This window comes from Bradyrhizobium cedriense (assembly GCF_054602315.1).
On record NZ_JBTSWB010000009.1, the window covers coordinates 253,633 to 278,128 of the forward strand.

Consider the following 24,496-nt stretch of genomic DNA (forward strand, 5'->3'; position numbering starts at 1 on the left):
GCCGCCGCGCAATGAGCGAAACTCAAGAGTCGTGCCAATTCCGCAAGACGAGCCCCCAAAAAAAAGTCGTTCTGTATTGTGCTAAGCAGATTAGCTGCGAGCGCAGCGGCACGCCGGCCGAACATCACTGTCGTGGATGCGGCGCGATCGGATCTACTTGGCCTCAGGATTAAGCACCCAGGCACTCCAATCACCCGACGTAGCGGATCATGTACGATTTGCCCGAGAAGTTCCGTCGCTCTCAAGCTGCCGCCTTGAGATATTGAGTGCGGTAGGTCCAGGTCGGTAGCCGGTCGACGCGATTTGGCCGTCCGTTGATGATACCTATCAGTACATCGATGAACCAGGCCACAGGATAGGCGCCGAGCGCCTCAGGTTAAGCGGTCGTCCTTGTTAATCGCTCTTAAGAACAACAGTCGATTCCGCGTGCCGCCCGCCAGGGGCGGCGCGATGCCGGCGCTCCTGCGGCTGCTTTTGCTGGATGAAAAGCTGAGGCATCCGTCTTGTCCATTCACATTCGAGCTTTATCGGGCGACCTCGATCCGAACAGATCGTTTCTGCGATCGCGGACTCGGTGCTGTCCTGGTGAGCGCGCGCTGGTGACTGTCATCACGACCAGCAAACGCAGGCTCCTGTTGATGTCCGACGTTGTCGGGTTTGTAACAGCGGTCTGCGGCCAGGTCGGGATTACAACAATGTTCGGAGAGGCCGCTCGCGCGCACTATCTGCTTTCAAACGCACGGATTTGTTTCCCTTACGCAGTCTTGGCACGATCATTGCCAAACCTTGGCTGAGCGTCGCCAACGCCAACAGGGAACTCGGAGGGGAGCATGAGTACCGTCACCGCTCGCAAGGTCGCAGACGTCACAGGCTGCGCTAAGCAACCTATCCGGAATAAGCTGCGTCTCGCGCGGGCGCTAAAGGGCGACCCGGAGAAGACAGCGAAGATGCGCGCTTGGCATGTCCGCTTCAGTCGCATGCGCGTGAACGAGCCAGGCGGCGGCCCCAGGTTCATCCGCTGCAAGGACGCTAGGCAGTGCGACCTCTCAAAAGAGTTCGCCGCGGCATTTAGAACACAGCATTGTGCGGACGCACAAACGAGAGCTTCGGTGAAGAATGCTCTGCTGACGATTGGTTTCGGATTTCATCGTTCTCCGTCCGCGACATTCAAGCGATTGGTCAGGACATGCTTCGGAACCGATCCATTGAATTGGCGCTCTGTCGCGCCTCTCGTCAACATCATCCATATCCTCAGGGCGGCGGCGTTGTGGCAACCGGTCGATGACCTCGCGCGGTATCTACCTGTCCACGTCACAGCGAGTCTGCAGCCATCCAGCACGGGCTGGCTGGAGACGAACGGAACCGTCGCGAGAGCAGTCGTTCTTGGAATGATGTCGTCCGGAAGTCTGGCTCAGATCGCGACAGCGCGGCCATTCTTGTGAGTTGGCTACGTAGCTGGAGGCATAGCATGAGAGTGCCGGCCAAACTGCCGTCCAGCCGACGCTTCGGCCTGACATTTTGCGCCGTATTTCTCGCGTTGGGCGCATGCGCGGCCATCAAGGGAAGAGTCGCCGCCGCTTACGTGCCGCTCTTTGCAGTCAGTGTCGCTTTCGGCGGCGTAGCATTGACCGCCCCGCGAATTCTTGCGCCGCTCAACCTACTCTGGTTCTACTTCGGCGAGTTGCTTGGACGAATAGTCAGCCCGCTGGTTCTGGGCATCGTTTATTTCGGGCTTCTAGTACCGATCGCCTTCGCCGCCCGCTTGCTCGGGCGCGACGAGCTTCATTTGAAGCGGCGACCGGTCGCAAGTTACTGGATCAATCGTAACCCACCAGGTCCGACAGGTCAGTCCTTCACACACCAGTTCTGAGGCGCATATGGTTCTCTTCATCAAAGAGCTCTGGGCTTTCATGCGTGTTCGCAAAAAGATGTGGCTCGGGCCCCCAATTCTTCTCATGGTTGTCATAGCCGCTTTGCTAGTTCTGGCGCAAGGCTCTGTCATGGCGCCGTTCGTTTACACGCTGTTTTGACCAGTGAATATCCTGGGTATCTCAGCCTATTACCATGACTCTGCCGCTTGTCTCGTCTCAGATGGCGAACTGGTAGCTGCTGCGCAGGAAGAGCGCTTTACGCGGAAAAAACAAGATCCAGGCTTTCCTGCCTGTGCGGCTCGTTACTGTCTCCGCGCTGGAGGGCTATGTCCAGCCGACGTCGACTACGTCGTCTTCTACGACAAACCCTTTAGCAAATTCGAGCGGATATTTGAAACCTATCTAGCTTTCGCGCCAAAGGGATTTAAGAGCTTCGCAACGTCGATGCCGGTTTGGCTAAAGGACAAGCTGTTTCAAAGGATGTTGATTGCTGAGGCCCTGAAAGAGCACCTCGGAAGCGACGTTGATTGGTCGAGGCGGCTCCGCTTTTCAGAGCACCATCTCAGTCACGCAGCGTCGGCGTTCTTCCCGTCGCCATTCCACGAAGCCGCAGTGTTGACGATGGATGGTGTCGGAGAGTGGACGACAACCTCGCTTGCGATCGGCAAGGGGAAGGACCTGTCGGTCTACAAGGAGATTCACTTTCCGCATTCGCTCGGCTTGTTGTACTCAGCATTCACTTACTACATCGGTTTCAAGGTGAACTCCGGTGAGTACAAGGTAATGGGACTGGCGCCCTACGGCGAGCCAAAGTATGTGCCTCTGATAAAGGAGCATCTGATCAACCTCAAGGAGGATGGGTCATTCCACCTCGACATGAGCTTCTTTGACTACTGTACCGGACTAACAATGACCAATGGCCGCTTCGAGACGCTATTCGGTGGTCCGGCCAGACGCCCGGAAAGTGGGTTGACGCAGAGGGAGATGGATCTAGCGGCCTCCATTCAGTCCGTTACCGAGGAGGTCGTCCTAGCGCTCGCAAAAGGAATCCGGACCACAACCGGCCAGAGAAACCTCTGCCTCGCAGGAGGAGTGGCGCTCAATTGTGTTGCGAACGGAAAGCTCATGCGGGAAAAGCTCTTCGACAACATCTGGATTCAGCCGGCGTCTGGCGACGCCGGCGGCGCAGTGGGCGCAGCACTCGCTGCCTACCATCTCATGCTTGAAAAGCCCAGGAGGATCCATGCGGGCGACGGCATGAACGGCGCGTACCTCGGACCGGAGTTCAGTCAGCGCGAAATCGAAGAGCGTCTAGGAAAGGTCGGCGCGGTATTCACGGCCGAATTCGATGAAGCACTGATTGACAATGTCGCACATGCTCTCGTCGACGGTAAGGCGGTTGGGTGGATGCAGGGTCGGATGGAGTTCGGCCCGCGTGCGCTCGGCGGACGTTCCATCATTGCTGATCCCCGCTCGCCGACCGTCCAGAGGCAGCTGAATCTCAAGGTGAAATATCGCGAGTCCTTCCGCCCATTTGCGCCAAGTGTTTTGCGAGAGGAGGTGTCGCAATGGTTTCAGCTTCATTCCGACAGCCCCTATATGCTCCTTGTGGCCGACGTGCTCAAGACGAAGCAGTTGCCGATGTCGGAAAAACAAAAGCAGCTCTTCGGCATCGATAAATTGAACGTCGCGCGCTCGGAAATTCCGGCTGTCACACACGTGGACTACTCCGCGCGCGTGCAGACAGTGCACAGCACCACCAATCCGCGGTTTCACAGGCTGATATCGAAGTTCAAGGAACTAACCGGATGTCCTGTTGTCGTGAACACCTCATTCAACGTGCGAGGAGAACCGATCGTTTGCACTCCAGAGGACGCGTTCCGCTGTTTCATGGGAACAGAAATCGAAGTGCTGGCCGTCGGCAATACGCTCTTACGGAAGGAAGACCAGAGCAGATCGTTGATGAAGGATTATCGTAGTTGCTGTGAACTTGATTAGAAAGCGAGGCCTTCAGGCTGTGCGCCAGGCAGCGGTCGTGATGTTTATTTCCTGTACGAACGATTTCGGGCGCGCATTTCGAGGAAAACCATCCACATGGATGTCAGAATAAACAACGCAATCTTCGGAATACTTTCAATAGCGACTAGCCTGATTATGGCTGCCGCCCTACTGGAGTTCTATGTGCGCTTAACGCAAGCAGACGGCACCAATTTCGACATCGAAATGTGGCGTTACGCCAAAGACCTGAAAGTGGTTAGCGAGATACCGGGTGCAGGGCACGAACACACCCCTGGAAAGGGTGGGGTTTACATGGGGGTCCCCATAACGATCAACTCAGCAGGTTGGCGCGATCGCGAGCATTCGATGGCGAAAGAGAATGGCACTGTTCGGATCATGATGCTTGGCGACTCCTTGACGCTTGGATGGGGCGCAAGACCTGAAGACGTCACGTCATACCGATTGGAAAGGCTGCTGAACGCGAAGGAAAAAAAATTCGAGGTCATAAATACTGGGGTTGGAAATGCGAACACAGCCATGGAAGCAACGTACTTCATGAAGAAGGCGTACGTATACAAGCCTGACATCGTCGTACTGAACTATTTTATCAATGACGCAGAGCCCACACCGCGAAGAACGGAGAATTTCTTTCTAGAGCACTTCTATTCAGCAGTATTCATCGCGGGTCGTTTCGATGTCCTTATGCGAACATACTTCGGCAAGGCAGATTGGCGGCACTATTACCGCGGTCTCTACCAAGAGAATGAACCCGGCTGGTTGGGTGCACAGGGTGCGTTGAAAGAACTTGCGAGCTATTGCAAGGCTCGAGACATCAAACTGATTGTAGTTAACTACCCGGACCTGCACGAGCTGTCCCCCTACCCATTTCAAGATATAACGAGTCTCGTAGCCTCCAGGGTGAAAGCTCTCAGTATACCATTTCTGGACCTTCTTCCGGCTGTGGAAAATCAAGCCCCACAATCCCTCTGGGTCACGAAGACAGACCCCCACCCCAACGGTAAAGCGGCCGGACTCTACGCGGACTCAATTGCGAGAGTCCTAGTGACCCAAATCCCGGAAGATTTTCGAGGGTCTGTAAATTGAAAGAATTCTCTTCCACGGAGAACCCTATCGCAGCAGATGATGCGCTGCCGAGAACATCTGTTGCGAGGACGAGGGTCAGGCGCCTGACGGCCCGATTGAATGAAATATGGGTCATCCTTGGTGTTGCCCTTCTTTTCCTGACGATTCTGGAAGTATCGCTGACCTCTTATTACGAGAGAGCTGACAAGAGAGAGCGTCAAGGTGCCACCAAGGCTGCAGCCAATTCCGGGGTATATGCGAATGCCGACCTCGCGGAAGAGTACTTCAAAGAACTCACCGATGCTAAGCTTCGGACGTGGGCTCCATATACGCAAACACGCGAAGCGGACTACAGGGGGAAGTTTATTAATGTAAACGACGGCACGAGAAGAACTTGGGATTCCGAGGCAATCAACGATGATAGGAGTACCAGGTTAAAGATATTCTTTTTTGGCGGGTCGACTTTGTGGGGGCTTGGATCTAGCGACGACTTCACCATTCCCTCGCTTGTCGCCAAAGTGTTAGCCGAAAATGGAATCGGCGCCAAAGTCACAAATTATGCAGTCATTGGGGATGTAACTACCCAAAGCTTGATTCGCTTCGTTATCGAATTGAGAAAGCGGAATGTTCCTGATTTGGTGGTCTTTTACGGCGGATCGGTTGAGGCTTTCTCCGCTTGTTATGAAGGTGAACCGGGCGTTCCGCTTGGCAACTCAAACTTCGAAAAAATATCTCCTAAAAGGGAGGCAAAGGCGCGCATAAGTATGAGGTTAGAAAATTTCGCGCTGATAAGATTGCTCACCGGCAAAACACAGCTCGCGGGCTGCTCGAAAAAAGTGGACGTGCTGTCCGACGGAGCTTTGGATGTCTATCTAGGGAATGTTCGGTTTATAGAGGCTCTTTCAAGGAGCTTATCCTTTAAAACATTATTCTACCTTGAGCCCCAGTTGGCCGATAAGACACACAGGACAAACTATGAAGAGGATCAGCTTTTAAAATCTGAGAAACGGTTTCCAGGAAAAAACGATCTTTACTCTCTGATGAGAAGCAAGTTGGTCAAGAGAGAAGATGAGAGTTTGCAGCAAAACGTGATTCATGACTTAGGTACGATCTTTTCCGACGTTGCTAGCCCAATTTACATGGACGGCGGGCATTATGGCCAGGGGGGGAATGAGCGGATATCTCGAAAGATCGCAGCCGACATATTGGCACTATATGCTCCCGTGAAGTGAACAACAGAGCTAATCCCGGTTGTCTGAACAGAGTTTTCAGCGCACCGCTCCGCGCACCGTCCCGTTGCATCACCTGGCCACACAGGCTCAAAAGCCGGACGCTAGTCTAGGCGGGATAGACGATGGATGCGATCGGGCCAGAATTGCTACAGCCGACACACAAGGGCCAGGGACGTCATGCTAAATTCCATAGGTGCGACCGCCGTCAACCCGTACGCGTAACGCCCGCCTTCAATAGTTGCGGAATACGTCTTCGTGACCAGCTCGCGGCTCCTGGAACTTCCGGCAGAACAAAACGCGCGCCGTAACTGGCTACGGCCGGCCCGGCCGCAAGTATCGCGCTCGAACTTGGCGAGACATTCCTCAAAGCACTCGGCGCCGAGGCCGAAATCATACATCTGCCGGGCATTCGTCATTGGATCCTCCGCGAAGCACATGAAGCCGTACTCACGCATCTCCAGCGGTTCGTGGTTTAACTTGCCGCGGAACGTGAATCTTGGCGACGTAGTCTCGGCGGCATCGGCGATGATGCGCGACGCCTTTTAGTTGCTTTTCGCATGTAGACGTGCGGGCTTGATCCCATTTCCGTCCGGAATGCGAAGATGAAAGCGGAGGGGGAACCGTAACCGAGTTGCAAGGCCGTCTCGGTCACCCCCGTCCCGCTCCGCAACAGCTCGATCGAACGCAGCAACCGCACGCGTCGTCTCCATGATCGGAGACTCAAACCTATCTCCGCTTCGAACTGTCGCGTAAGTGTTCGGGTCGACGTACCGAGCACCTTGGCCCAGTCGTCCAAACCGCGCTCATCGGCGGGATCTACGTAGAGCGCTTGGCAAAGACGCAGCAAGCGCTCACTGCGCGGCCACGGCAATCCCGCGGTCTGCGCAGGGGCTCTGGCGAGTTGATCGAGAATGAGCGTCGTGACGCGGCCCGTGTATCCGTCGTTGTCCTTCCGCGCTTCGATGGCGGCGGCCTCGACGATCAACTGCTTCAATAATGGTGAGACGGCCAGCACCGTCGGAGCCGCGGGCAGGTGTTGCCCAGAATCGACGGAGATCCAGAGACTTCGATATTCGGCCCCCAGCAGTGAACCGACCCGGTGACGGATGCCGCTCGGCAACCACACCGCCTGTTCCGGCGATATGACGTAGGACCGGTTCTCCGCGATCGCCATAAGCACGCCGTCGACGGCGTAGACGAGCTGATGCCAGTCGTGCGCGTGCTCCGGGAATTCGTGCCGCGGAGGAATCGATTGGGCCCGCATGGTGATCGGTCGCGGGGGAAGGGCGTCCGGTGGCGCCGATAACGCAGTCCAGGACATGTCGTCTCCGATTGGCTGTTATTGTACATAAATTGGCAAAACGTCGAAAGACAGCCTGCTTTCGCTCTGATAGCGGTCGAAATCAAGGGCTGCCGATTGGGCGACCCGTCCGCTGTAGGAGCCGAGCATGGCCGAGTTCGACAGTCGCGGCCTTCCTATTCCGACGAACTCGCCGCAAGCGGCGGCAGGCTACCGCGCTGGCGTGGACCTTCTCTTGTCGGCTTGGCCAGGGGCCGAGGAGGCGCTGCGCCAGGCGATCGATCTCGATCCGCACTTCGCGCTCGCGCACGCCGCCCTCGCACGGCTGCAGGCGATCAAGGGGCAGCCCGCCGAGGCGCGCGCCAGCATCGCGAAAGCGCAGGAGATCGTAATTCGAAGCCGCTCACCGCGTGAGATCAGTCACGTATTGACCATCTCGCTTGCAGTGAGCGGGCAACCGGTCAAGGCGTTGGAGAGCGCGCTCGCTCATCTCGACCAATGGCCCCGTGATGTTCTGATCCTCTCGCTGCCGCTGGGCGCATTCGGCCTGTTCGCCTTCTCGGGGATGGCCGATCACGACCAGGCGCGCGTCGATCTGTGCGAGAAGGTCGCGGACCGCTACGATGCGGACGATTGGTGGTTTCTGACCTACCGGGGTTGGTCCCACGCCGAGAACGGCGCAGTCACCAGGGGGCGGGAGCTCGCGCAGCGCGGGCTCGAGCGACGGCGCGCTAACGCCAACGCCGCCCATGCTGTCGCGCACGCCATGTTCGAGCAGGGCGCGGGCGAAGAAGCCGAGTCGCTGATCGAAGGCTGGCTGCCGGAATACGATCGGGCTGGCATGCTGCACGGGCATCTGGCTTGGCACGCCGCGCTGTCCGCACTCGAGCGCGACGATCCGCAAGCCGCGTTTGCGATCTATACGAAACATGTGCGCCCTTCGGTCTCGCTAGGACTTCCGATCAACGTCGTGAGCGATGCGGTCTCGCTGCTGTGGAGGCTGCAGGCGTACGGCCATGAGGTGCCGTCCGGACTGTGGGAGGAAGCCGAACACTATGCGGGTTCGAAGTATGCGACCCCCGGGCTCGCCTTCGTCGAGGTCCACATGGGTCTCCTGTCGGCGGCGACAGGACGGCACGTCGCCGCGATCGATCGTATCGATGCGAACTTGCGGCGCGTCGCGGACGGCGCGCTTCCCGCTGGGTCCGTCGTCCCGGCGATCGGCTCAGCCGCGCTCGCATTCGCGAACGCCGACTACGCGGAATGCGCGCGGATTCTGGAACCATTGACGAGGGATTTCGCTCGGGTGGGTGGCAGTGGCGCGCAGCGGGAAATCCTCGAAGACATGCTGCTGCTCGCAACGATGCGCAGCGGTCAATCCGCCAAGGCGCGCGACCTGCTCGATCGCCGTCTTCACCGGCGTCCCTCGCAGCGCGACTCGCGCTGGGGCCAGCAAATCGAGGTCTGAATGTCCCAAGTCGTGATGGAAGAGCTGGCCAACGCCGCGCCGGCTACCCAATTCGAGCGCGCCAACGTGGTGAGGCTGGCGATCGCGCAGGCGCTCGCCGGCGCAAACTCGACCGTCATCTACGCCACCGGCGCGGTGATCGGAGACATGCTGGCGCCGACAAAGGCGCTCGCGACCCTTCCGATCTCGATCTTCGTCGTCGGGATGGCCGCATGCACGTTGCCGGCTGGCGCGATAGCGCAACGTCATGGTCGTCGTGCGGCGTTCATGATTGGTACCGGCTGTGGCGTTATGGGCGGCCTGATCGGAACATTGGCCGTTCTGCAAGCCTCGTTCTGGCTGTTCTGCATCGCGACATTCTTCGGCGGCGTCTACGCCGCGGTGGTGCTCTCCTTTCGCTTTGCTGCCGCCGACTGCGCCACTCCTGAGCGGAGGCCACGGGCGCTGTCGGCCGTGATGGCAGGTGGCGTCTTCGCGGGCGTGATCGGGCCGCAACTCGTCACGTACACGATGGACCTCTGGCAGCCGTACCTGTTCGCTGCGACGTATCTCGGGCAGGCTGCCGTCGCGACAATATCGCTGCTCGTTCTCGCCGGCGTGCGTCTGCCGGCGCCGACCGCCGCGAACGTCGGCAAAGGGCGTCCTCTGGGCATCATCGTGCGACAACCGCGCTTCATCGGCGCGGTCGTCTGCGGCGTGGTTTCGTACCTTCTGATGAATTTCCTCATGACCGCTGCGCCCCTGGCGATGAAGTTCTGCAACCTTCCGCAGCAATCCGCGAACCTCGGTCTGCAGTGGCACGTCATCGCGATGTACGGGCCGAGCTTCTGGACCGGCCAACTGATCACACGGTTAGGTGCGTCGAAGGTCGTCGCGATGGGTCTCCTGCTTACTGCAGCTTCGTCAGCGGTAGGTCTTCTCGGCATCCAAGTCGCACACTTCTGGGCGACCTTGATTCTGTTGGGGCTCGGTTGGAATTTCGGTTTCGTCGGAGCGTCTGCGATGGTTCTCGAATGCCATCGGCCGGAAGAGAAAGCGCGCGTCCAGTCGCTCAACGACTTCATCGTCTTCGGTACGATGACTTTTGGCTCGTTCCTGTCGGGAGGACTGCTCTTGGCATACGGCTGGGACACGGTGCTCTGGCTCTCGTTTCTGCCGCTCATCTTCGCTGTGGCCGCGCTTTTCGCGGCTTCGCCCAGGCGATCGAGGGGAAATGGCACGGTCTGACGCCGTGGGATAGTTCGAAGGGAATTTCCGGCGGCGGCACATCCGCCCGCTGGTGCCCCCCCGAAACGAACATGGGGCGCGGCGGATCAATGGATTCGCCGCGGCAAGTTCGGGCAATCCTGTGAAGCATGTTCGCAAGGAGGAAGCATGAAGAGAGGATTACGCTCCGACGCTCTTCGACTACATCCGACGTGCCATGCCGGTGAACGCTCCGCAATCGCGCTCGGATGATGAAGTGTACGCTCTGTCGGCCTACGTGCTGAACATGAACGGCATCGTGCGCACCGACGCGACGATGGACGCCAGGTCGCTGAGTGCCGTCAAGATGCCGAACCGCGACGGCTTCGTCGGAGCTCCGAGGCCTGACGTTCCATGAAGCTGTGACTGAAGCGTGAAGCGGCGAACTGCCCGCATCGCGCTTCGGTCTCGCACAGAAGCGAACCAATCGCATGAAGTCTCCGGTCCATCTCAATGCCTTGCGGGCCTTTGAGGCAAGCGCGCGGCACGGCAGCTTCTCCGGAGCGGCGGAGGAGCTGAACGTCACCTCTGCCGCGGTCGGGCAACTCGTCCGGACCCTTGAGGAGTGGCTGGCCGCGCCGCTCTTCCATCGTGCCACCACTGGACGATCCCGCCTGGTAGCGACCGAGACGGCGCTGCGTGCATTGCCCGACATCAGGGCCGGGCTGGATCGCCTTAGTCTAGGTCTTGAGACGCTCAAGGTCGGTGGTATTCGCGCTACCCTCACAGTGACCGTCAGTCCGGCCTTCGCGGCGATGTGGCTCCTGCCGCGTATCCATCGTTTTCAGGCGAAAAGTCCGGACATGGACGTTCGTCTCGACACCAATCTCAAACTTTCCGATTTCGTCGCGCAAGGCATCGATATCGGCGTCCGCTACGGCGCCGGCGACTGGCCCGGCCTCGTGGCGGAGAAGCTGATGGACGAAGAGGTCTATCCCGTCTGCTCGCCCGGCCTGGCGAAGTTCGAGAGTCCGCGAGAGCTTATGGGAGGGACGCTGATCCACGATCTCTCGGTCGATCGGCAGTCCGGGTTCATCACTTGGGACCAGTGGCTTGCGAACGCAGGCGCGGGAGTCGTCAGCCCGTCCAAACGCGGACTCCACATCAACAATTCCGCTGCCGTGCTGCAGGCGGCGATGGAGGGGCAGGGCGTCGCTCTGGCACGGAGCATCATGGCTCGCGACGATATCGCGTCGGGTCGCCTTGTCCGCCTCTTTCCCGAGATCACGATGCCTTCGTCGCTTTCCTACTACGTGGTCTACCGGTCCGAAAGCGCTGGTCTGCCAAGACTGCTCGCGTTTCGCGACTGGCTCTTCGAAGAGGCTGCAGCGAACATCGCGGACGAGCGAGAAGAGTGATGCGGACGGTCCCGCCCAAGTTTTCCCTCGCCGGATCTCAAGATCTTCGCGTTTGCGAAAGTACGCCGGGTCTCGCACGGTCTTCCCATAGCACTCGGCGTCGGACTTACCGCTGCGTCGCTGTCTCATCGAAACGAGAGGGGAAGAATGATGGCCTATCTGGAAATCACGCTGAAGGTCGAAGAACACAGCCGGGCGAGAGCTGCCGCGGTCTACGGTCGCTTCAAGGAGCCATTCCTCACGAACGTATCGGGAGCCAAGTCGAAAGCTGCTGGTGCGGGGAGAGGACGTGCAGATGCTTGACGGGTTCGACACGGTCGAAAATGCCGTGGCCTATACGAAGAGCCAGTTGTTTCAGGACGACGTCGTCGCGGCGCTGAAACCGCTGCTCGCGGCTGCTCCGGATATCCGCTTCTATCAGGCTGCATGACCCGAGTTCAGGCGTCCGGTCGACGACCGGGCGCCTGCTCGCTGCCCGGCGAAAGGGGGAGTGGTCCCGAAGACCGGTAGGTCCGCATGGCGAAGCTCGTCCGGATGTCGCGCAGCTCGGGCAGCGACAGAAGGCGATTGAGAACGGTCGCCTCATAGGTCGCCATGTCGCGCACGACGACTTCGATGAGGAAATCGACATCGCCGGAGACGAGATGACAGGCGATCACTTCGGGCATGGCGAGCAGCATCTTGATGAAGTTGTCCTTGCTCTCGGCGGAGTGGCGGCCGACGCGGATCCCAGCGAAGACCGTCAGACCGAGGCCGACCGCCGAGCGGTTCAAAATCGTCCGATAGCCCTCTATTGCGCCCGAGTCCTCCAATAGCTTGACCCTTCGCGAGCACGGCGAAGGGGACAGGCCGACCCGGTCCGCGAGCACGTTGTTCGGCAAGCGGGCATCGGCCTGAAGCTCCCGGAGGATCTTTATGTCGATCGCGTCAAAGCTGTCAATTTTAGCAGAAATGGTCATATGGGGCCTGGAAGCGCGATTGTCTGCCAAAGATTCAATCCCGGAGATGCATCTTTGGCAAGATTGAATCTGACGCAAGGCTATGCTGGCGCCATGAAGAACTCCGAAATGGGATTTTCAACCCGGGCGATCCACGAAGGATACGACCCGCTTGACTACCACGGCGCACTCAACCCGCCTGTTTTCCTGACCTCGACGTACGCGTTTGAGCGCTCCGAGACGGGCAGCGACCGGTTTGCAGGGACGACTGACGGCTACATCTACAGCCGCGTAGGAAATCCAACCGTGTCGGTGCTCGAAAAGCGAATGGCGTCCCTTGAAGGGGGCGAGGCAGCCTTGGCCACGTCGTCCGGTATCGGAGCGCTCACCGCCGTTATCTGGACGCTCCTGAAGTCCGGCGACGAAATCATCGCCGACAAAACGCTCTACGGGTGCACGTTTTCGTTGCTGCATCACCAACTAGAACGTTTTGGCGTCAAGACAAAGTTCGTCGACCTGACCGAGTACGCGAATTTGTCGGACGCTCTCACTCCTCGTTGTTGCATGGTGATCGCCGAAACGCCCTCCAACCCGAACATGCGTTTGGTCGATATCGCGGCTCTTGCGGACATCTGCCACAGGAAAGGAGTTCTGCTCCTCATCGATAATACCTTCTGCACACCCTATCTTCAAAAGCCTATTGCACTGGGAGCGGATATCGTCGTGCATTCGGCGACGAAATATCTTGGCGGTCACGGCGACCTGCTGGCCGGCATCGTTGTCGCGCGGAAGGATGTGATCGATTACTGTCGCTTCATTGGGATCAAAGAGATGAATGGCGCCTGCCTCTCCGCCTTCGACGCTTTTCTGGTCCTGCGCGGGTTGAAGACACTGAGCATCCGGATGGATCGTCATGGCGAGACGGCGCTGAAGCTCGCACACGACCTTGCGGCGCATTCTGCAGTGGAAGCGGTCTATTTCCCTGGGCTGCAGTCTCATCCGCAGCACGAGCTGGCATTGCGACAGATGAAGAACATGGGCGGGATGATCTCGCTGGAACTCAAGGGCGGGCTCGGAGCCGGCCGCGCCTTCATGGACAACGTCAGACTTGCGATGCGAGCTGTCAGCCTTGGTGACGCGGAGACGCTCATCCAGCATCCGGCCAGCATGACACACGCGACCTACTCGCCTGAAGAACGAGCTGCGCACGGCTTCACGGACGGCTTGATCCGGATATCGGTCGGCCTTGAAGATTACGACGATCTGCGGGACGATTTTCGAGGGTCGCTTGACCGCCTGAAATAACGAAGCGCCTGACGATCGATTGAGCCGGACAAGGGGGACTATGACTGAATTCGTGTCGCCGGAGGCGATGGCCGAGATGATCCCCTCGGGCGTTAAGCTCGGCCTGGCTCCGGACGGTTCAGGGTCCTGTCCCGCGATGATCCGGCTTTTGATAGAACGCGGCATCCGCGACCTTCACGTCGTGTGCGCGCCCATCGGCGGCATGCAGGTCGACATGCTGATTGGTGCCGGCGCCGTGTCGGTGCTCGAGACGAGCGCCGTTAGTTTGGGCGAGACCGGCGGTGCCCCTTGCTTCGGGCGCGCGATCCGCAGCGGCGAAATCCGCATACTCGATGCGACCTGTCCTGCAATATTCGCCGGTCTTAGCGCGGCGGAGAAGGGCGTACCGTTCATGCCGATCCGCGGCATCATCGGCAGCGACGTCCTGAAGAACCGCTCGGACTGGAAGATTACGACCAATCCATTCGACGAGAACGAGAAGATCGTGGTGGTCTCGGCCATTCAGCCGGACATCACGCTCATCCACGCGCCGGAAGCCGACCGCTTCGGCAACGTCCGCCTAGGCCGGCGCCGCGAAGTCATGCTGCTCGCCCACGCTTCCAAGAAGACTTTCGTCACCGTCGAGCGCATCTCCGAGATCTCGCTGCTCGATGACGAGAAGCTCGCCGCCGGCGTGCTGCCGGCGATGTACGTCTCGGCCGTGGCCGAATACAAGAATGCGGCCTGGCCGACGGGTCTCTACGCCGAGTATGAACTCGACGCCCGAGAGGTCGAAAACTATGCCCGTGCTGCGCGCACGCCAGAGGGCTTCCAGGCCTATATGACCGGTACACGGAGCGTTGCGTGACGACCGAATGCACCAACCGCGAGCTGCTGATTTATACGATCTCGCGCCTTCTTAGTGGAGTGCAGCACGTCGCCGTCGGAATGTCGTCGCCGATGCCGGCGGCCGGCGCGATGTTGTTGCGAGCTCTGAACAAGAGGCAGGGACTTGGCGACGTGCAGGTCTCGATCCTCGGCTCGGTCAAGCACAACTCCTTCACCAGCGGGTCCGAAGAATTGTTCGACTGCGCGGCGCAGGGCCGCATCGACGCCTTCTTCCTCGGCGGTGGCCAGATCGACGGCAAGGGCAACGTGAACCTGGTCGGTGCCGGCGGGTATCCGAACTCGCCCGTCCGATGGCCCGGATCGTACGGTTCGGCCTATCTCTACTTTCTGGTGCCGCGCGTGATCCTCTTTCGCGAAGAGCACAGTCCCCGCACCCTGGTCGACCAGGTCGATTTCATCTCTGCGCCGGGCGCGACCGAAGAAGGGGTCTACAGGCGAGGCGGCCCGCATGCGCTGTTGACGAACGCCGCGTTGTTCAGTTTTCAGCGGGACACCGGTCGCTTCCGGCTCGAGAGCGGGCATCCGGGGCGCAGCGCGGCCGAAATCCGCGAGATGACCGGCTTCTCGTTCGACAACGACCGCTGTGGGGTCGAAACCCCCGGTCCGGACGCTGAGACCCTCGCGCTGATGAGAGGTCAGATCAGGGCCGAACTCGCGGAGACCTATCCGCAATTCGCGGCGTCTCTTCCGGAGGCGGCCTGAAGGTATAAGTCGGGCGGTCGCTAAAGATTTTCTTTCGCGGCCGCCAAGATCATCCCGTTTGAAGAAGCGCTGGTGGGCGAGCATGTTCTTCGGTGTCCACTTTTCGGGTTTCTATCGTGCCGAATTCTGATCATCCCGTCGTCATCGTCGGAGGAGGCGTCGCCGGCCTGACCGCGGCGCTGCGGATCCACCAGGCAGGGATTTCCTTCTATTTGCTGGAAGCGCGGTCGCGGCTCGGCGGTCGCGTTCTGTCGGCGGACGAGACCGGCCAGTCCTCAAGCGATGGGTTCGATCTCGGTCCTTCCTGGTTTTGGCCCGACATGCACCCGACCTTCGGCCGACTGGTCGACGATCTCGGGCTTGCCGGCTTTGCTCAACATGACGAAGGCGACGTTGTCCTTCAACGGATGCCGCACGGACCGCCGCAACGCTACGGTGGCTTGACTCAGACGCCGCAGGCCATGCGGCTCGCCGGTGGCACCGCTTCCATCGTAACTGCGCTCTCCGATGCGCTTCCGAGGGGGAGCGTGGAACTCGATGCCCGTGCAACGTACGCGAGGCTTGTTGGCGAGGACGTCGAACTCTCGTTCGTGGATGTCACGGGCTCGGTGCAGACTTGTCGTTCCGCCCTTGTCGTGTTCGCGATGCCGCCGCGACTTCTTGAGGCGACCGTCTCGTTCATTCCTGCCATCGACGGCCCGTCGGCAAGCCGCTGGCGAGGGACGCCGACGTGGATGGCGCCCCATGCGAAGTTCTTCGCCGTCTACGATCGGCCGTTCTGGCGCGAGCAGGGCCTCTCGGGCGCGGCACAGAGCATGGTGGGACCGCTCGCCGAGATACACGACGCCACGACCGCGAGCGGAAAGGCCGCTCTCTTCGGCTTTCTTGGTATTTCCGCGGAAGACCGCGCCGCGGCGGGGGAGTCCGCGATCATCGGTGCCTGTGTGCGGCAACTGGCCGACCTCTTCGGTCCCGAGGCAGCAAAGCCGCGAGCGACGCTCTTCAAGGACTGGGCGGCTGACCCGTTGACGGCGACGGACGGGGATAGATTGGCAACCGGACATCCGATGGCCGATCGGCGTCCTTGGGTCGGCCCGGAATGGCACGATCACATCGTATTGGCGGGTAGCGAGACGAGCTCGCGCGACCCCGGTTATCTCGCTGGCGCCGTCGACGCAGCGGAGCGTGCTGCAGCATTCGTGATCGCGCGCTTACAGAAGTCTGCACATGGCAAGCGGCTGTCGTCGGCAGCGAACAGCTGATGCCGCAAGTATCGGAGGTACTGAAATGAGGCGTCCCTATCGCGTCGCGCAGGTCTCGAAGCCGGGCACGCTCGAAATCGCCGAACGCGAGACGCCGTCTCCAGGTGCTGGTGAAGTCCTGATCTCTGTCGAGGCCTGCGGGATCTGCGGCGCCGACGCAGGCGACATCGATCGCGCCGATCCGCAGATGCGCCCCGCCCGCGTGCCCGGTCACGAAGTCGTGGGCCGCATCGCCGAGTTGGGAGCTGGAGCGCCGTCGATCTGGACGATCGGTCAGAGGGTCGGCATCGGAAGGCTCGGCGGCCACTGCAACCAATGCGTCGAGTGCCGCCGGGGTCAATTTCAGCTCTGTCTCAACCAGCCGGTCGTCGGATCGTCGTGCGACGGCGGATACGCGGAGATGATGATCGCCCGCGCGAGCGCGCTGGTTTCGGTGCCTGACGAATTGCACTCCGAAGAGGCCGCGCCGCTTCTTTGCGCGGGCATGGCAACGTTCAACGCGCTCAAGAAATCGGGTGCGGAAGCGGGCGACACGATGGTGGTGCAGGGAATCGGTGGCCTTGGACATCTCGCGCTTCAATACGCGAGGAAGATGGGCTTCAGGGTTGTAGCTATCGGACGGGGCGAAGACATCGCGGAAGATGCGCTCGATTTGGGTGCGCATGTTTACATCGACGCGAAGAAGGAAGATGTTGTTTCCCGTTTGCAGAGCTTGGGCGGTGCCAGAGCGATCGTTACCACGATAGGCGATGTTCAGGCGGTCGGGGCGCTCATGAGCGCGCTCGCGCCGCAGGGAAGGCTGGTGCTGCTGGGCGCAGGAAAGGACCCGCTGCCCGTATCTGCAGGACATCTCGTTCGCGGCGAGCGCAGCGTGTTGGGATCGATCACGGGCACGCCTTTCGAGAACGAACGGACGCTTGATTTCAGCGTGCTCGCGGGTGTCCGCCCGCGCATCGAGATCATGCCATTGGAGGGCGCCGCGGCGGCGGTGGCACGGATGAGGTCGGGCCAAGCAAAGTTCAGAATGGTCTTGACCATGACGGAGAAGAGCCATGCGCATCAATGACGACCTGACCCTTCCTGTGATCGTTCACGCCGCGCAACTCCCATGGGCATCAAGCCCGGCGGCCGGCGTCGACCGGCGCATGCTGTTTCGCATCGGCGAGGAGGTGGCGCGCGCCACGTCGATCGTACGATACGCCCCGCGCAGCGCGTTCCCCCGCCACACGCATGGCGGCGGGGAGGAGATCGTCGTTCTCGATGGCGTGTTTCAGGACGAACACGGCGATTACCCGGCGGGCAGCTACTTCCGCAATCCTCCCGGCACCTCGCACGTTCCCGCATCGAAGGACGGTTGCACGATCTTCGTCCGCCTTTGGCAATTCCGCGCGGACGATCGCGCGCAGATCGTGCGGCGGCCCGCGGAGGGTCGTCCGCTCGATCTGAGATCGGGCGCGGGAAGCGCAATCGAATTGTTCGACGACGGATTCGAAAACGTGCGTTTCGAGAGCTGGTTACCCGGTAGTCCCATCACCGTCGAGAACGCGCGTGGGCTCGAAATGCTCGTTCTCGCGGGCAGCTTGTCGATCGGCGATCAGACGTTGATCTCGCAAAGCTGGAGCCGCTTGCCGGCCGGACAGGAGCTGCGCGCTGTCTCCGGTGCGGAAGGTGCGAAGATCTGGCTGAAGGACGCTCCCCTGCTTCATCCGGACGTCGGCCGACTGCCATGAACGCGATCGGCAGATCGGTATGAGGTGGGAATTGTTGACCCGGGCTGCGTAGTAGAATACTGGAGAGGTGCAGCCACGAATTTGATGTCGTGACTCAGGAGGTCGAGTACTTAAAGACGTCGCTTGCGGAAGAGATCGGCTTCGGCCGACGCCGAAGGAGCAACCGCCCCGGAAACTCTCAGGCAACAAGGACCGCGGGTGACGCAACAACTCTGGAAAGAGGTGCCTTGGCACCCGCCGACGGGATAATACTCTCAGGCAAATAGACAGATGGGGCGCATTTGAAATCAATCACTGGATTGAGATGCGCGCCCATGTCCAAAAATGTCGACCAAGTCACCACGCCCAGTTTGTCGCCCCGGCGCCCAACCGGTCCGATCAGTGCACTCGATCTCTTCACGATCGGAATCGGCCCATCTAGCTCGCACACCGTTGGACCGATGCGCGCCGCCCATCGATTCATCGAATGCTTGGGCGATGATCTGTTGCGCTGTCGCTCCGTTGTCGTCGAGCTTTACGGGTCATTGGCGCTGACTGGCAAAGGTCACCGCACCGATATTGCTATTTTGCTGGGGCTGTCAGGCTGGCTACCAGAATCCGTCGATCCCCAAGCTATACCCATCATAGCCGGGCTGATCCGATCGCGTTGCGAGGTCATGCTTGGCGGTCGCCATGCGATTGGCTTCGATGAGAGTCAGCACCTGGCCTTCTGCACCGGGAAGTTCCTGCCGGGGCACTCAAATGGCATGAAATTCGCGGCGCATTCAGATACGGGCGTCCTGCTTCGCCAAACCTATTACTCTATTGGTGGTGGAGCGATCGTGTGTGAAGGCGGTCAACCGAGCCATCCCGCTGTTCGAAACGCCGGATGTGAGCCGTACCCATTCACGACAGCGCGTGAGCTTCTTGCGGTAGGTGAGCGTGCCGGCTTGTCGATTGCCGAAATCGTCGCTGCCAACGAGCTATCGCATAGGGAGGAGACTGAAACCGACGCATTCTTGGATAACGTGCGCGACGCCATGATGCGCTGCATCGATCGCGGGTGTGTCAACGGAGGCATTCTGCCTGGTGGCCTGAATGTTCCGCGCCGTGCGCCGGGTCTGTTCGGCAAACTCACGGCAACGTCGAAGGGCGGCGCTGCACACCCATTTCACGTGATGGAGTGGGTCAGCCTCTTTGCTCTCGCGGTCAATGAAGAGAACGCGGCCGGGGGGCGCGTCGTCACCGCGCCGACGAATGGAGCTGCCGGCGTCATACCCGCGGTCCTGAAGTTTTCCGAAATGTTCTTCCCGGATCCGAACCCGGCAAAAGCCCGCATCTTTCTCCTGACGGCGTCCGCGATCGGTATGCTCTACAAACGAAACGCTTCGATATCCGCCGCAGAAATGGGTTGTCAGGGCGAGGTCGGCGTCGCTTGCTCCATGGCGGCCGCAGGTCTTGTGGCCGTCTTGGGCGGCACCAACCGGCAGATTGAGAACGCCGCCGAAATCGGCATGGAGCATAATCTCGGTCTCACGTGTGACCCGATCGGAGGCCTCGTGCAGATCCCGTGCATTGAGCGCAACACAATGGGTGCGATCAAGGCGATTAACGCAGCGATGCTCGCCTTGCATGGTGATGGCCGACATCATGTGTCCCTCGATGCCGTCATTGAAACGATGCGCCAGACGGGGGAGGACATGCGCGCCAAATACAAGGAAACGAGTCTGGGTGGCCTGGCCGTCAACGTGGTCGATTGCTGAAGGCGAGGTAGCCGATGGAATCGTTCTTCAAGACGGTCGTTTCGGACAATGTCATTATCGTGCGACGCATTCGGCGGAGCAGCGCCGTTGGTCGGGACCTACTACCTCTTCACCCCGCAAACGGGAAGCCAATCTGTCGAGAATTCCGTCGTCGATGGGCAACGTCTAGAATGAGCGTTCGCAGCCATTGCAGCCCGGGATCCCGTTCATGCGAGATGCGCCACTGAAGAACGTCGGTCATGAGGGGGAGGGATATTGGAGCTTCCACTTTCCTTATCGGCAGCGTGGCCGCGGCCCGATCTGCCAGGTCTGCGGGGATGAGCGCGAGGAACTGGGTCCCGATTAGGGCTTGCGGAAGCAGGGTGAAGCTTGGTGCCGTTATGCCGGCCTGCGGAGCGCGGCCAAATTGCTTGAAGAACCAAGCTTCTATGAACGTCGCTCGCTCGCTATAGGCCTGAGCGTGACGCATCTCGAGAAACTGTTCGAGCGTCAAGCTATCCCCGACACTTTCATTCTCCTTCCATATGATACATTCGTAGCTGATCGAAGGGAGGGCGGCGAACGGACAATCTTCCAGCATGAATCGATCCGGGACGATCAGGAAATCGATTTCGGTGCGAAAAAAACGGGTGCTTGGACCTTGGTAGAATATATTCACCGAGGGGGCGACAGCGCGCAATTCGGCAAGGATATCGACGATGAGAGTTGCCCAGACATAGTCAGAGCAAGCGATCGTAAAATGTCGCTCGGAGGTCGCTGGGTCGAACGAGGTACGCATTGCCAAGAGTTTTTCCGTTTCGGTCAGGATGGCGCGGAGCGGCGCCACCAATTCCTCTGCGAGAGGGGTGAGAGCCATTCGGCGGCCGTTCCGAACCAGCAACTCGTCTTCGAAGTGCTGACGCAGCCTGGATAGAATCCCGCTGGTCGCCGACTGGCTGAGCAGCAGTCGCTCGGCCGCCCGCGATATGTTTTGATGGGTCAGGATCGCGTCCAAGGCGACGAGCAGATTCATGTCGAGGTGCCGGAACCGCATGGGTGTTCTCTTCGAAGTTTCCATGTGTCTGTCGGGAGCCCTTTCGCTCCCTTCCCTGGCACGAGTGTACCCGAAGCGCATTTGGCGACTGGGGGCGTTTGTGCTTGGCCCCGGCGGGCAAGCCACTTGACATTAAGTCGAATGTGATCACAATACGAGATCAAATTTATCGGGGCATCTCGGTCACGGGCCCTTGCCCGCAGACGCCAGAAGAGGAGGAACTTATGCCAAAACTGCACCAAGTTTTTGGGGTTCTTGCGGTCGCGATCGCCGCCTCGTTCTGGACAACGACCGCGTCCGCCCTGGACACTTTGAACGTTCGGTTTAGCTGGAAGCTAAAAGGCGAGTATGGCTTCCTCTATCTGGGTAAAGAGAGAGGCCTCTACCAAAAGAAGGGAATCGATATCGTTCTCGGAGAAGGCGCGGGTGCACAAGCCGCTCTCGGAGGCCTTGTACGCGGCAACGAAGATGTCGTGATCGTTCCGGCCATATTTGCCATCTCGGCAATCGGAAAAGGAATGCCAGTCAAACTCGCGGCGATTTATCAGGAGCGAGCGCCCTTCGCCCTCATTTCTTGGCCCGACAAGGCCGTGACAACACCCGCGCAGATGGAAGGCAAGTCACTTGCGATCTCTGTTGGAGACCCCGCCACGACCTATCTAGACGTCTTCTGCGCGATCAACAAAATCAACTGCGACAAGATCAGCAAGGTTCAAGTCGATCCGCAGGTAAAATTTCCCCAATTCATGCAAAGGCGCGTCGATCTCATCAGTGTTTATACCAACGTTGATCTGCCCCTTATCGAAGAGCGAAGTGGCACCAAGTTTCCTGTGCTGGACATGCCGAAGTTCGGCCTCGGCCTACCTGGGCTTGCCGTCGTGGTGAGCGACAAGGGAATCGCCGAAAAATCTGAACCGCTCAAGCGCTTCCTCGCCGCGACCGAGGAGGCAATCGAATTGACCAAGTCAGAACCGGCGGCGGCGACGGCAGCGCTGAAAAGCGCTTGGAGTGCGGCTCCCTCGGACGAGCTGATCAAGGCGCAGATCGTTGCAACTTCAGCCACGCTGAATTTCGAGAAGGGCCGGCCAGCCGGCTGGATCAGCGATAAAACGATATCGGACGCGTTGAAATTGATGTCCGCAACCGAGAGTGTCGACCCGAACAAGCCGGTTACGGACTTCTACACCAACGATCTACTGAAGAAATAGCTCACGCCAAGTTGGTAGTGACGGTCGATATACAGCTACTTGAATTTCTGCTGCGGTCCCGCCGTCTCTTCGAGCCGACCGGCATCGCGTGACTGTCGTGGACGAGGTGAAGCGCTGCGGATCGTCGTGGATTTCGTCCTTGGATGTGTCTACCCAGGTCCGCCTTCACCTACGGAGGTGCATGGTCGGGTGCCTGAGTGGAGCAAATGCTTTGCTCGCACACCGTGCGAGCGTCAGTGTCCTCAAGGGCAGGCGCGAATGATCGTGCGGTATGCCTCATCGACTGCGAACTACTGAACGCATGTGCTCTTAGATCTGCCAGCGCGGGAAGAATGGTTACATGTTCGGATCTCTTCGCATTTCCACCAAGCTCTTGATCGTCGTCTTGTTGTCAATTCTCGGGATGGTCGGCACCGCCGGCATCGGCCTATCGACCCTGAAGAATACCCTGCTCGAGGATCGAAAAGCGAAGGTGAAGGAGCTGGTTCTGCTCGCTCGCACCGCGGTCGAAGCCGACTACCAAGCCGCGCGCAAAACCGGCCTGTCAGAACTCGACGCGCGTGAACGATCGAGAGCGCTACTTCGCATGCTGCGTTACGACAAGGATAACGCCTTCTACGCCGCGACCAAAGAAGGCATCCTCGAAGTGCATCCAAAGCAGGCTGTCGAGGGCAAAGATATGACGCAAACGAAAGATGCGAATGGCGTTTACTTCTTTCGTGATGCGGTCGCAGCCGCTGCCCGCGGCGGCGGTTTCGTTACTTTCAGCTTCCCGCGTCCCGGCGGCAGCGAGCCGGTGCAGACCCTGACTTATGCCACTGAAGTTCCAATATACGGGTGGGTTCTGACCAGCGCCCTTTATATCGACGATATCGATCAGATCTTCTGGACGGAAGCGCGCCGCCTGGGAGGGATCGTCTTCTTCATCCTCTTGCTCGTGGCCGGGGTATCTCTCCTGATCAGCCGCAACGTGGCCAACCCTATTGCGGCGATGACGACGGCGATGCTCGAACTCTCGAACGGGGGGACTGAGGTGATAATTCCCGCTCAGGACAGAAAAGACGAAATTGGCGCAATGGCGAGATCCGTCCAGGTTTTCAAGGAGAGCATGACCGAGACCATTCGTTTGCGTCACGCTCAGGATGAGTTGAGGCAGCAGAGCGAAGCTGAGAAGAGGCAGTTCATCACCAAGACGGCCGATGAATTCGAAAGCGAGGTCAGGAGATCGCTCGATACGCTCGCCAAGGCTGCGCGCGAAATGCATATCACGTCGAAGCACATGTCGACGTCATCGGAGGAGGCGACCGAACAGGCGACGACCGTCGCGGCAGCTGCAGAGCAAACCTCCGCCAATGTGCAGACAGTCGCTGCCGCAACGGAGCAGCTTTCCGCATCCGTTCATGAGATCGGTCGCCAGGTAGATCAATCGACCACGATTGCTTCAAAGGCCATGGATGAAGCCAAACGCACGAACGAGGTTGTGCATGGGTTGTCGTCCGCGGCCCAGAAGATCGGGGATGTCGTGAAGTTGATCACCAATATTGCCGGTCAGACTGATCTTCTGGCTCTCAACGCAACTATTGAGGCCGCGCGTGCTGGAGACGCTGGTAGCGGCTTTGCGGTGGTGGCCAACGAGGTGAAGTCGCTCGCAGGCCAAACAGCCAAGGCGACTGAGGCAATCTCCGCGCAGATAGAAGCCATGCAAGTCGCGACCACGGAGGCCGTCGAGGCCATCGAGGGTATCGGTAGCACGATCGTCTCGATCAACGAGATCACGGTGGCGATCGCCGCGGCCATTCAGCAGCAGGGCCTTGCGACTGGCCAGATCGCGCGCAACATACAGGAAGCGGCGCGCGGCACCAACCAGGTCTCGGATAACATTGTTCGCGTCAATCGAATGGCAGGCGAAACCGGCGCGGCAGCGCAGCTCGTGTCCCGTTCGGCCGAAGAACTCAGCAAGCAGTCTGCAGGCCTGCTTGTCGACGTTGAACGCCTCGTCGCCGACATTCGCGGCGCATAGGCTCCCTGAACCGCGGTGCTTCGGGTGTACTATCGATCGGGCCGATAGTTAGGCTCCAGGAAACCGATTTCCGTGTTGTTCTGGAATTGAATAACATCCAGCCCTTGGGCGGT

At 59.6% G+C, this 24,496-nt stretch carries 23 protein-coding genes, 1 pseudogene and 1 riboswitch; of the genes and pseudogenes, 21 read left to right on the forward strand and 3 right to left on the reverse strand.

Annotation, left to right across the window (positions count from 1 at the left end; all coding sequences use genetic code 11):
* Positions 1-830: 830 nt before the first annotated feature.
* From ACYCVF_RS31595 to ACYCVF_RS31620, 6 genes are all read left to right on the forward strand, one after another.
* Positions 831-1,442 (forward strand): hypothetical protein, encoded by a 612-nt coding sequence (locus tag ACYCVF_RS31595; RefSeq protein ID WP_459606791.1) that lies wholly within the window; start codon positions 831-833, stop codon positions 1,440-1,442.
* A 26-nt stretch (positions 1,443-1,468) separates the two neighbouring features.
* On the forward strand, positions 1,469-1,870 hold the full coding sequence (locus ACYCVF_RS31600) for an SxtJ family membrane protein (protein WP_459606790.1): 402 nt from the start codon (positions 1,469-1,471) through the stop codon (positions 1,868-1,870).
* Positions 1,871-1,877: 7 nt separating this feature from the next.
* On the forward strand, positions 1,878-2,030 hold the full coding sequence (locus ACYCVF_RS31605; RefSeq protein ID WP_459606789.1) for a DUF5989 family protein: 153 nt from the start codon (positions 1,878-1,880) through the stop codon (positions 2,028-2,030).
* Positions 2,031-2,033: 3 nt separating this feature from the next.
* Positions 2,034-3,869, forward strand: a complete 1,836-nt coding sequence (locus tag ACYCVF_RS31610) for a carbamoyltransferase family protein (RefSeq protein WP_459606788.1) — start codon at positions 2,034-2,036, stop codon at positions 3,867-3,869.
* A gap of 96 nt (positions 3,870-3,965) precedes the next feature.
* Positions 3,966-4,973, forward strand: a complete 1,008-nt coding sequence (locus tag ACYCVF_RS31615) for an SGNH/GDSL hydrolase family protein (RefSeq protein WP_459606787.1) — start codon at positions 3,966-3,968, stop codon at positions 4,971-4,973.
* Entirely contained in the window at positions 4,970-6,184 is a 1,215-nt protein-coding gene (locus ACYCVF_RS31620; protein ID WP_459606786.1) for an SGNH/GDSL hydrolase family protein, read from the forward strand. Before ACYCVF_RS31615 ends, ACYCVF_RS31620 begins: the two co-directional genes overlap by 4 nt.
* A 472-nt stretch (positions 6,185-6,656) precedes the next feature.
* On the opposite strand, the gene ACYCVF_RS31625 is transcribed toward ACYCVF_RS31620, so the two are convergent.
* Complete coding sequence (locus ACYCVF_RS31625; protein ID WP_459606785.1) at positions 6,657-7,505, reverse strand: AraC family transcriptional regulator; 849 nt, start codon at positions 7,503-7,505, stop codon at positions 6,657-6,659.
* Positions 7,506-7,632: 127 nt separating this feature from the next.
* On the opposite strand from ACYCVF_RS31625, the gene ACYCVF_RS31630 reads away from it, so the two are divergent.
* The 6 genes and pseudogenes from ACYCVF_RS31630 to ACYCVF_RS31655 all read left to right on the forward strand — a co-directional run bounded on the left by ACYCVF_RS31630 (position 7,633) and on the right by ACYCVF_RS31655 (position 11,985).
* Complete coding sequence (locus ACYCVF_RS31630; protein WP_459606784.1) at positions 7,633-8,952, forward strand: tetratricopeptide repeat protein; 1,320 nt, start codon at positions 7,633-7,635, stop codon at positions 8,950-8,952.
* Positions 8,953-10,179 (forward strand): MFS transporter, encoded by a 1,227-nt coding sequence (locus tag ACYCVF_RS31635; protein ID WP_459606783.1) that lies wholly within the window; start codon positions 8,953-8,955, stop codon positions 10,177-10,179.
* Between the two features lie 160 nt (positions 10,180-10,339).
* A pseudogene (locus tag ACYCVF_RS31640) lies at positions 10,340-10,555 on the forward strand (c-type cytochrome); the annotation flags it as partial.
* Between the two features lie 73 nt (positions 10,556-10,628).
* Positions 10,629-11,555, forward strand: coding sequence for a LysR substrate-binding domain-containing protein (locus tag ACYCVF_RS31645; protein ID WP_459606782.1), 927 nt, complete (start codon positions 10,629-10,631; stop codon positions 11,553-11,555).
* Between the two features lie 147 nt (positions 11,556-11,702).
* Complete coding sequence (locus ACYCVF_RS31650; protein WP_459606781.1) at positions 11,703-11,858, forward strand: hypothetical protein; 156 nt, start codon at positions 11,703-11,705, stop codon at positions 11,856-11,858.
* Positions 11,851-11,985: a hypothetical protein gene (locus ACYCVF_RS31655; protein WP_459606780.1), complete on the forward strand. Its 135-nt coding sequence runs from the start codon at positions 11,851-11,853 to the stop codon at positions 11,983-11,985. Before ACYCVF_RS31650 ends, ACYCVF_RS31655 begins: the two co-directional genes overlap by 8 nt.
* Before the next feature lie 7 nt (positions 11,986-11,992).
* Here the strand turns inward: ACYCVF_RS31655 and ACYCVF_RS31660 are convergent, their stop codons facing one another.
* The gene (locus tag ACYCVF_RS31660; protein WP_459606999.1) at positions 11,993-12,514 is read right to left on the reverse strand and encodes an Lrp/AsnC family transcriptional regulator; all 522 of its coding nucleotides are present in this window, start codon (positions 12,512-12,514) and stop codon (positions 11,993-11,995) included.
* A gap of 93 nt (positions 12,515-12,607) precedes the next feature.
* Here ACYCVF_RS31660 and megL point away from each other — a divergent pair, with 93 nt between their 5' ends.
* The 7 genes from megL to ACYCVF_RS31695 all read left to right on the forward strand — a co-directional run bounded on the left by megL (position 12,608) and on the right by ACYCVF_RS31695 (position 20,122).
* Positions 12,608-13,798: a methionine gamma-lyase gene (megL, locus tag ACYCVF_RS31665; protein ID WP_459612950.1), complete on the forward strand. Its 1,191-nt coding sequence runs from the start codon at positions 12,608-12,610 to the stop codon at positions 13,796-13,798.
* A 40-nt stretch (positions 13,799-13,838) separates the two neighbouring features.
* Complete coding sequence (locus tag ACYCVF_RS31670) at positions 13,839-14,645, forward strand: CoA transferase subunit A (RefSeq protein WP_459606779.1); 807 nt, start codon at positions 13,839-13,841, stop codon at positions 14,643-14,645.
* Positions 14,642-15,388, forward strand: a complete 747-nt coding sequence (locus ACYCVF_RS31675) for a CoA-transferase (RefSeq protein ID WP_459606778.1) — start codon at positions 14,642-14,644, stop codon at positions 15,386-15,388. The genes ACYCVF_RS31670 and ACYCVF_RS31675 overlap by 4 nt, the downstream gene beginning before the upstream one ends.
* A 116-nt stretch (positions 15,389-15,504) precedes the next feature.
* Positions 15,505-16,650, forward strand: coding sequence for a flavin monoamine oxidase family protein (locus tag ACYCVF_RS31680; RefSeq protein WP_459606777.1), 1,146 nt, complete (start codon positions 15,505-15,507; stop codon positions 16,648-16,650).
* Positions 16,651-16,675: 25 nt separating this feature from the next.
* Positions 16,676-17,716 carry an alcohol dehydrogenase gene (locus ACYCVF_RS31685; protein WP_459606995.1) on the forward strand — a complete coding sequence of 347 codons (1,041 nt, stop codon included), beginning with the start codon at positions 16,676-16,678 and terminating at the stop codon, positions 17,714-17,716.
* Complete coding sequence (locus ACYCVF_RS31690) at positions 17,703-18,380, forward strand: cupin domain-containing protein (protein WP_459606776.1); 678 nt, start codon at positions 17,703-17,705, stop codon at positions 18,378-18,380. The genes ACYCVF_RS31685 and ACYCVF_RS31690 overlap by 14 nt, the downstream gene beginning before the upstream one ends.
* Positions 18,381-18,496: 116 nt before the next feature.
* Positions 18,497-18,585: riboswitch (glycine riboswitch) on the forward strand.
* 109 nt (positions 18,586-18,694) lie between these two features.
* Positions 18,695-20,122 carry an L-serine ammonia-lyase gene (locus ACYCVF_RS31695; protein WP_459606775.1) on the forward strand — a complete coding sequence of 476 codons (1,428 nt, stop codon included), beginning with the start codon at positions 18,695-18,697 and terminating at the stop codon, positions 20,120-20,122.
* A 109-nt stretch (positions 20,123-20,231) separates the two neighbouring features.
* Here ACYCVF_RS31695 and ACYCVF_RS31700 read toward each other — a convergent pair whose 3' ends face one another.
* Positions 20,232-21,155: a LysR family transcriptional regulator gene (locus ACYCVF_RS31700; RefSeq protein ID WP_459606774.1), complete on the reverse strand. Its 924-nt coding sequence runs from the start codon at positions 21,153-21,155 to the stop codon at positions 20,232-20,234.
* 224 nt (positions 21,156-21,379) lie between these two features.
* On the opposite strand from ACYCVF_RS31700, the gene ACYCVF_RS31705 reads away from it, so the two are divergent.
* Both ACYCVF_RS31705 and ACYCVF_RS31710 read left to right on the forward strand, forming a co-directional pair.
* The gene (locus tag ACYCVF_RS31705; RefSeq protein ID WP_459606773.1) at positions 21,380-22,363 is read left to right on the forward strand and encodes an ABC transporter substrate-binding protein; all 984 of its coding nucleotides are present in this window, start codon (positions 21,380-21,382) and stop codon (positions 22,361-22,363) included.
* 340 nt (positions 22,364-22,703) lie between these two features.
* The gene (locus tag ACYCVF_RS31710; RefSeq protein WP_459606772.1) at positions 22,704-24,383 is read left to right on the forward strand and encodes a methyl-accepting chemotaxis protein; all 1,680 of its coding nucleotides are present in this window, start codon (positions 22,704-22,706) and stop codon (positions 24,381-24,383) included.
* Positions 24,384-24,496 lie beyond the last annotated feature (113 nt).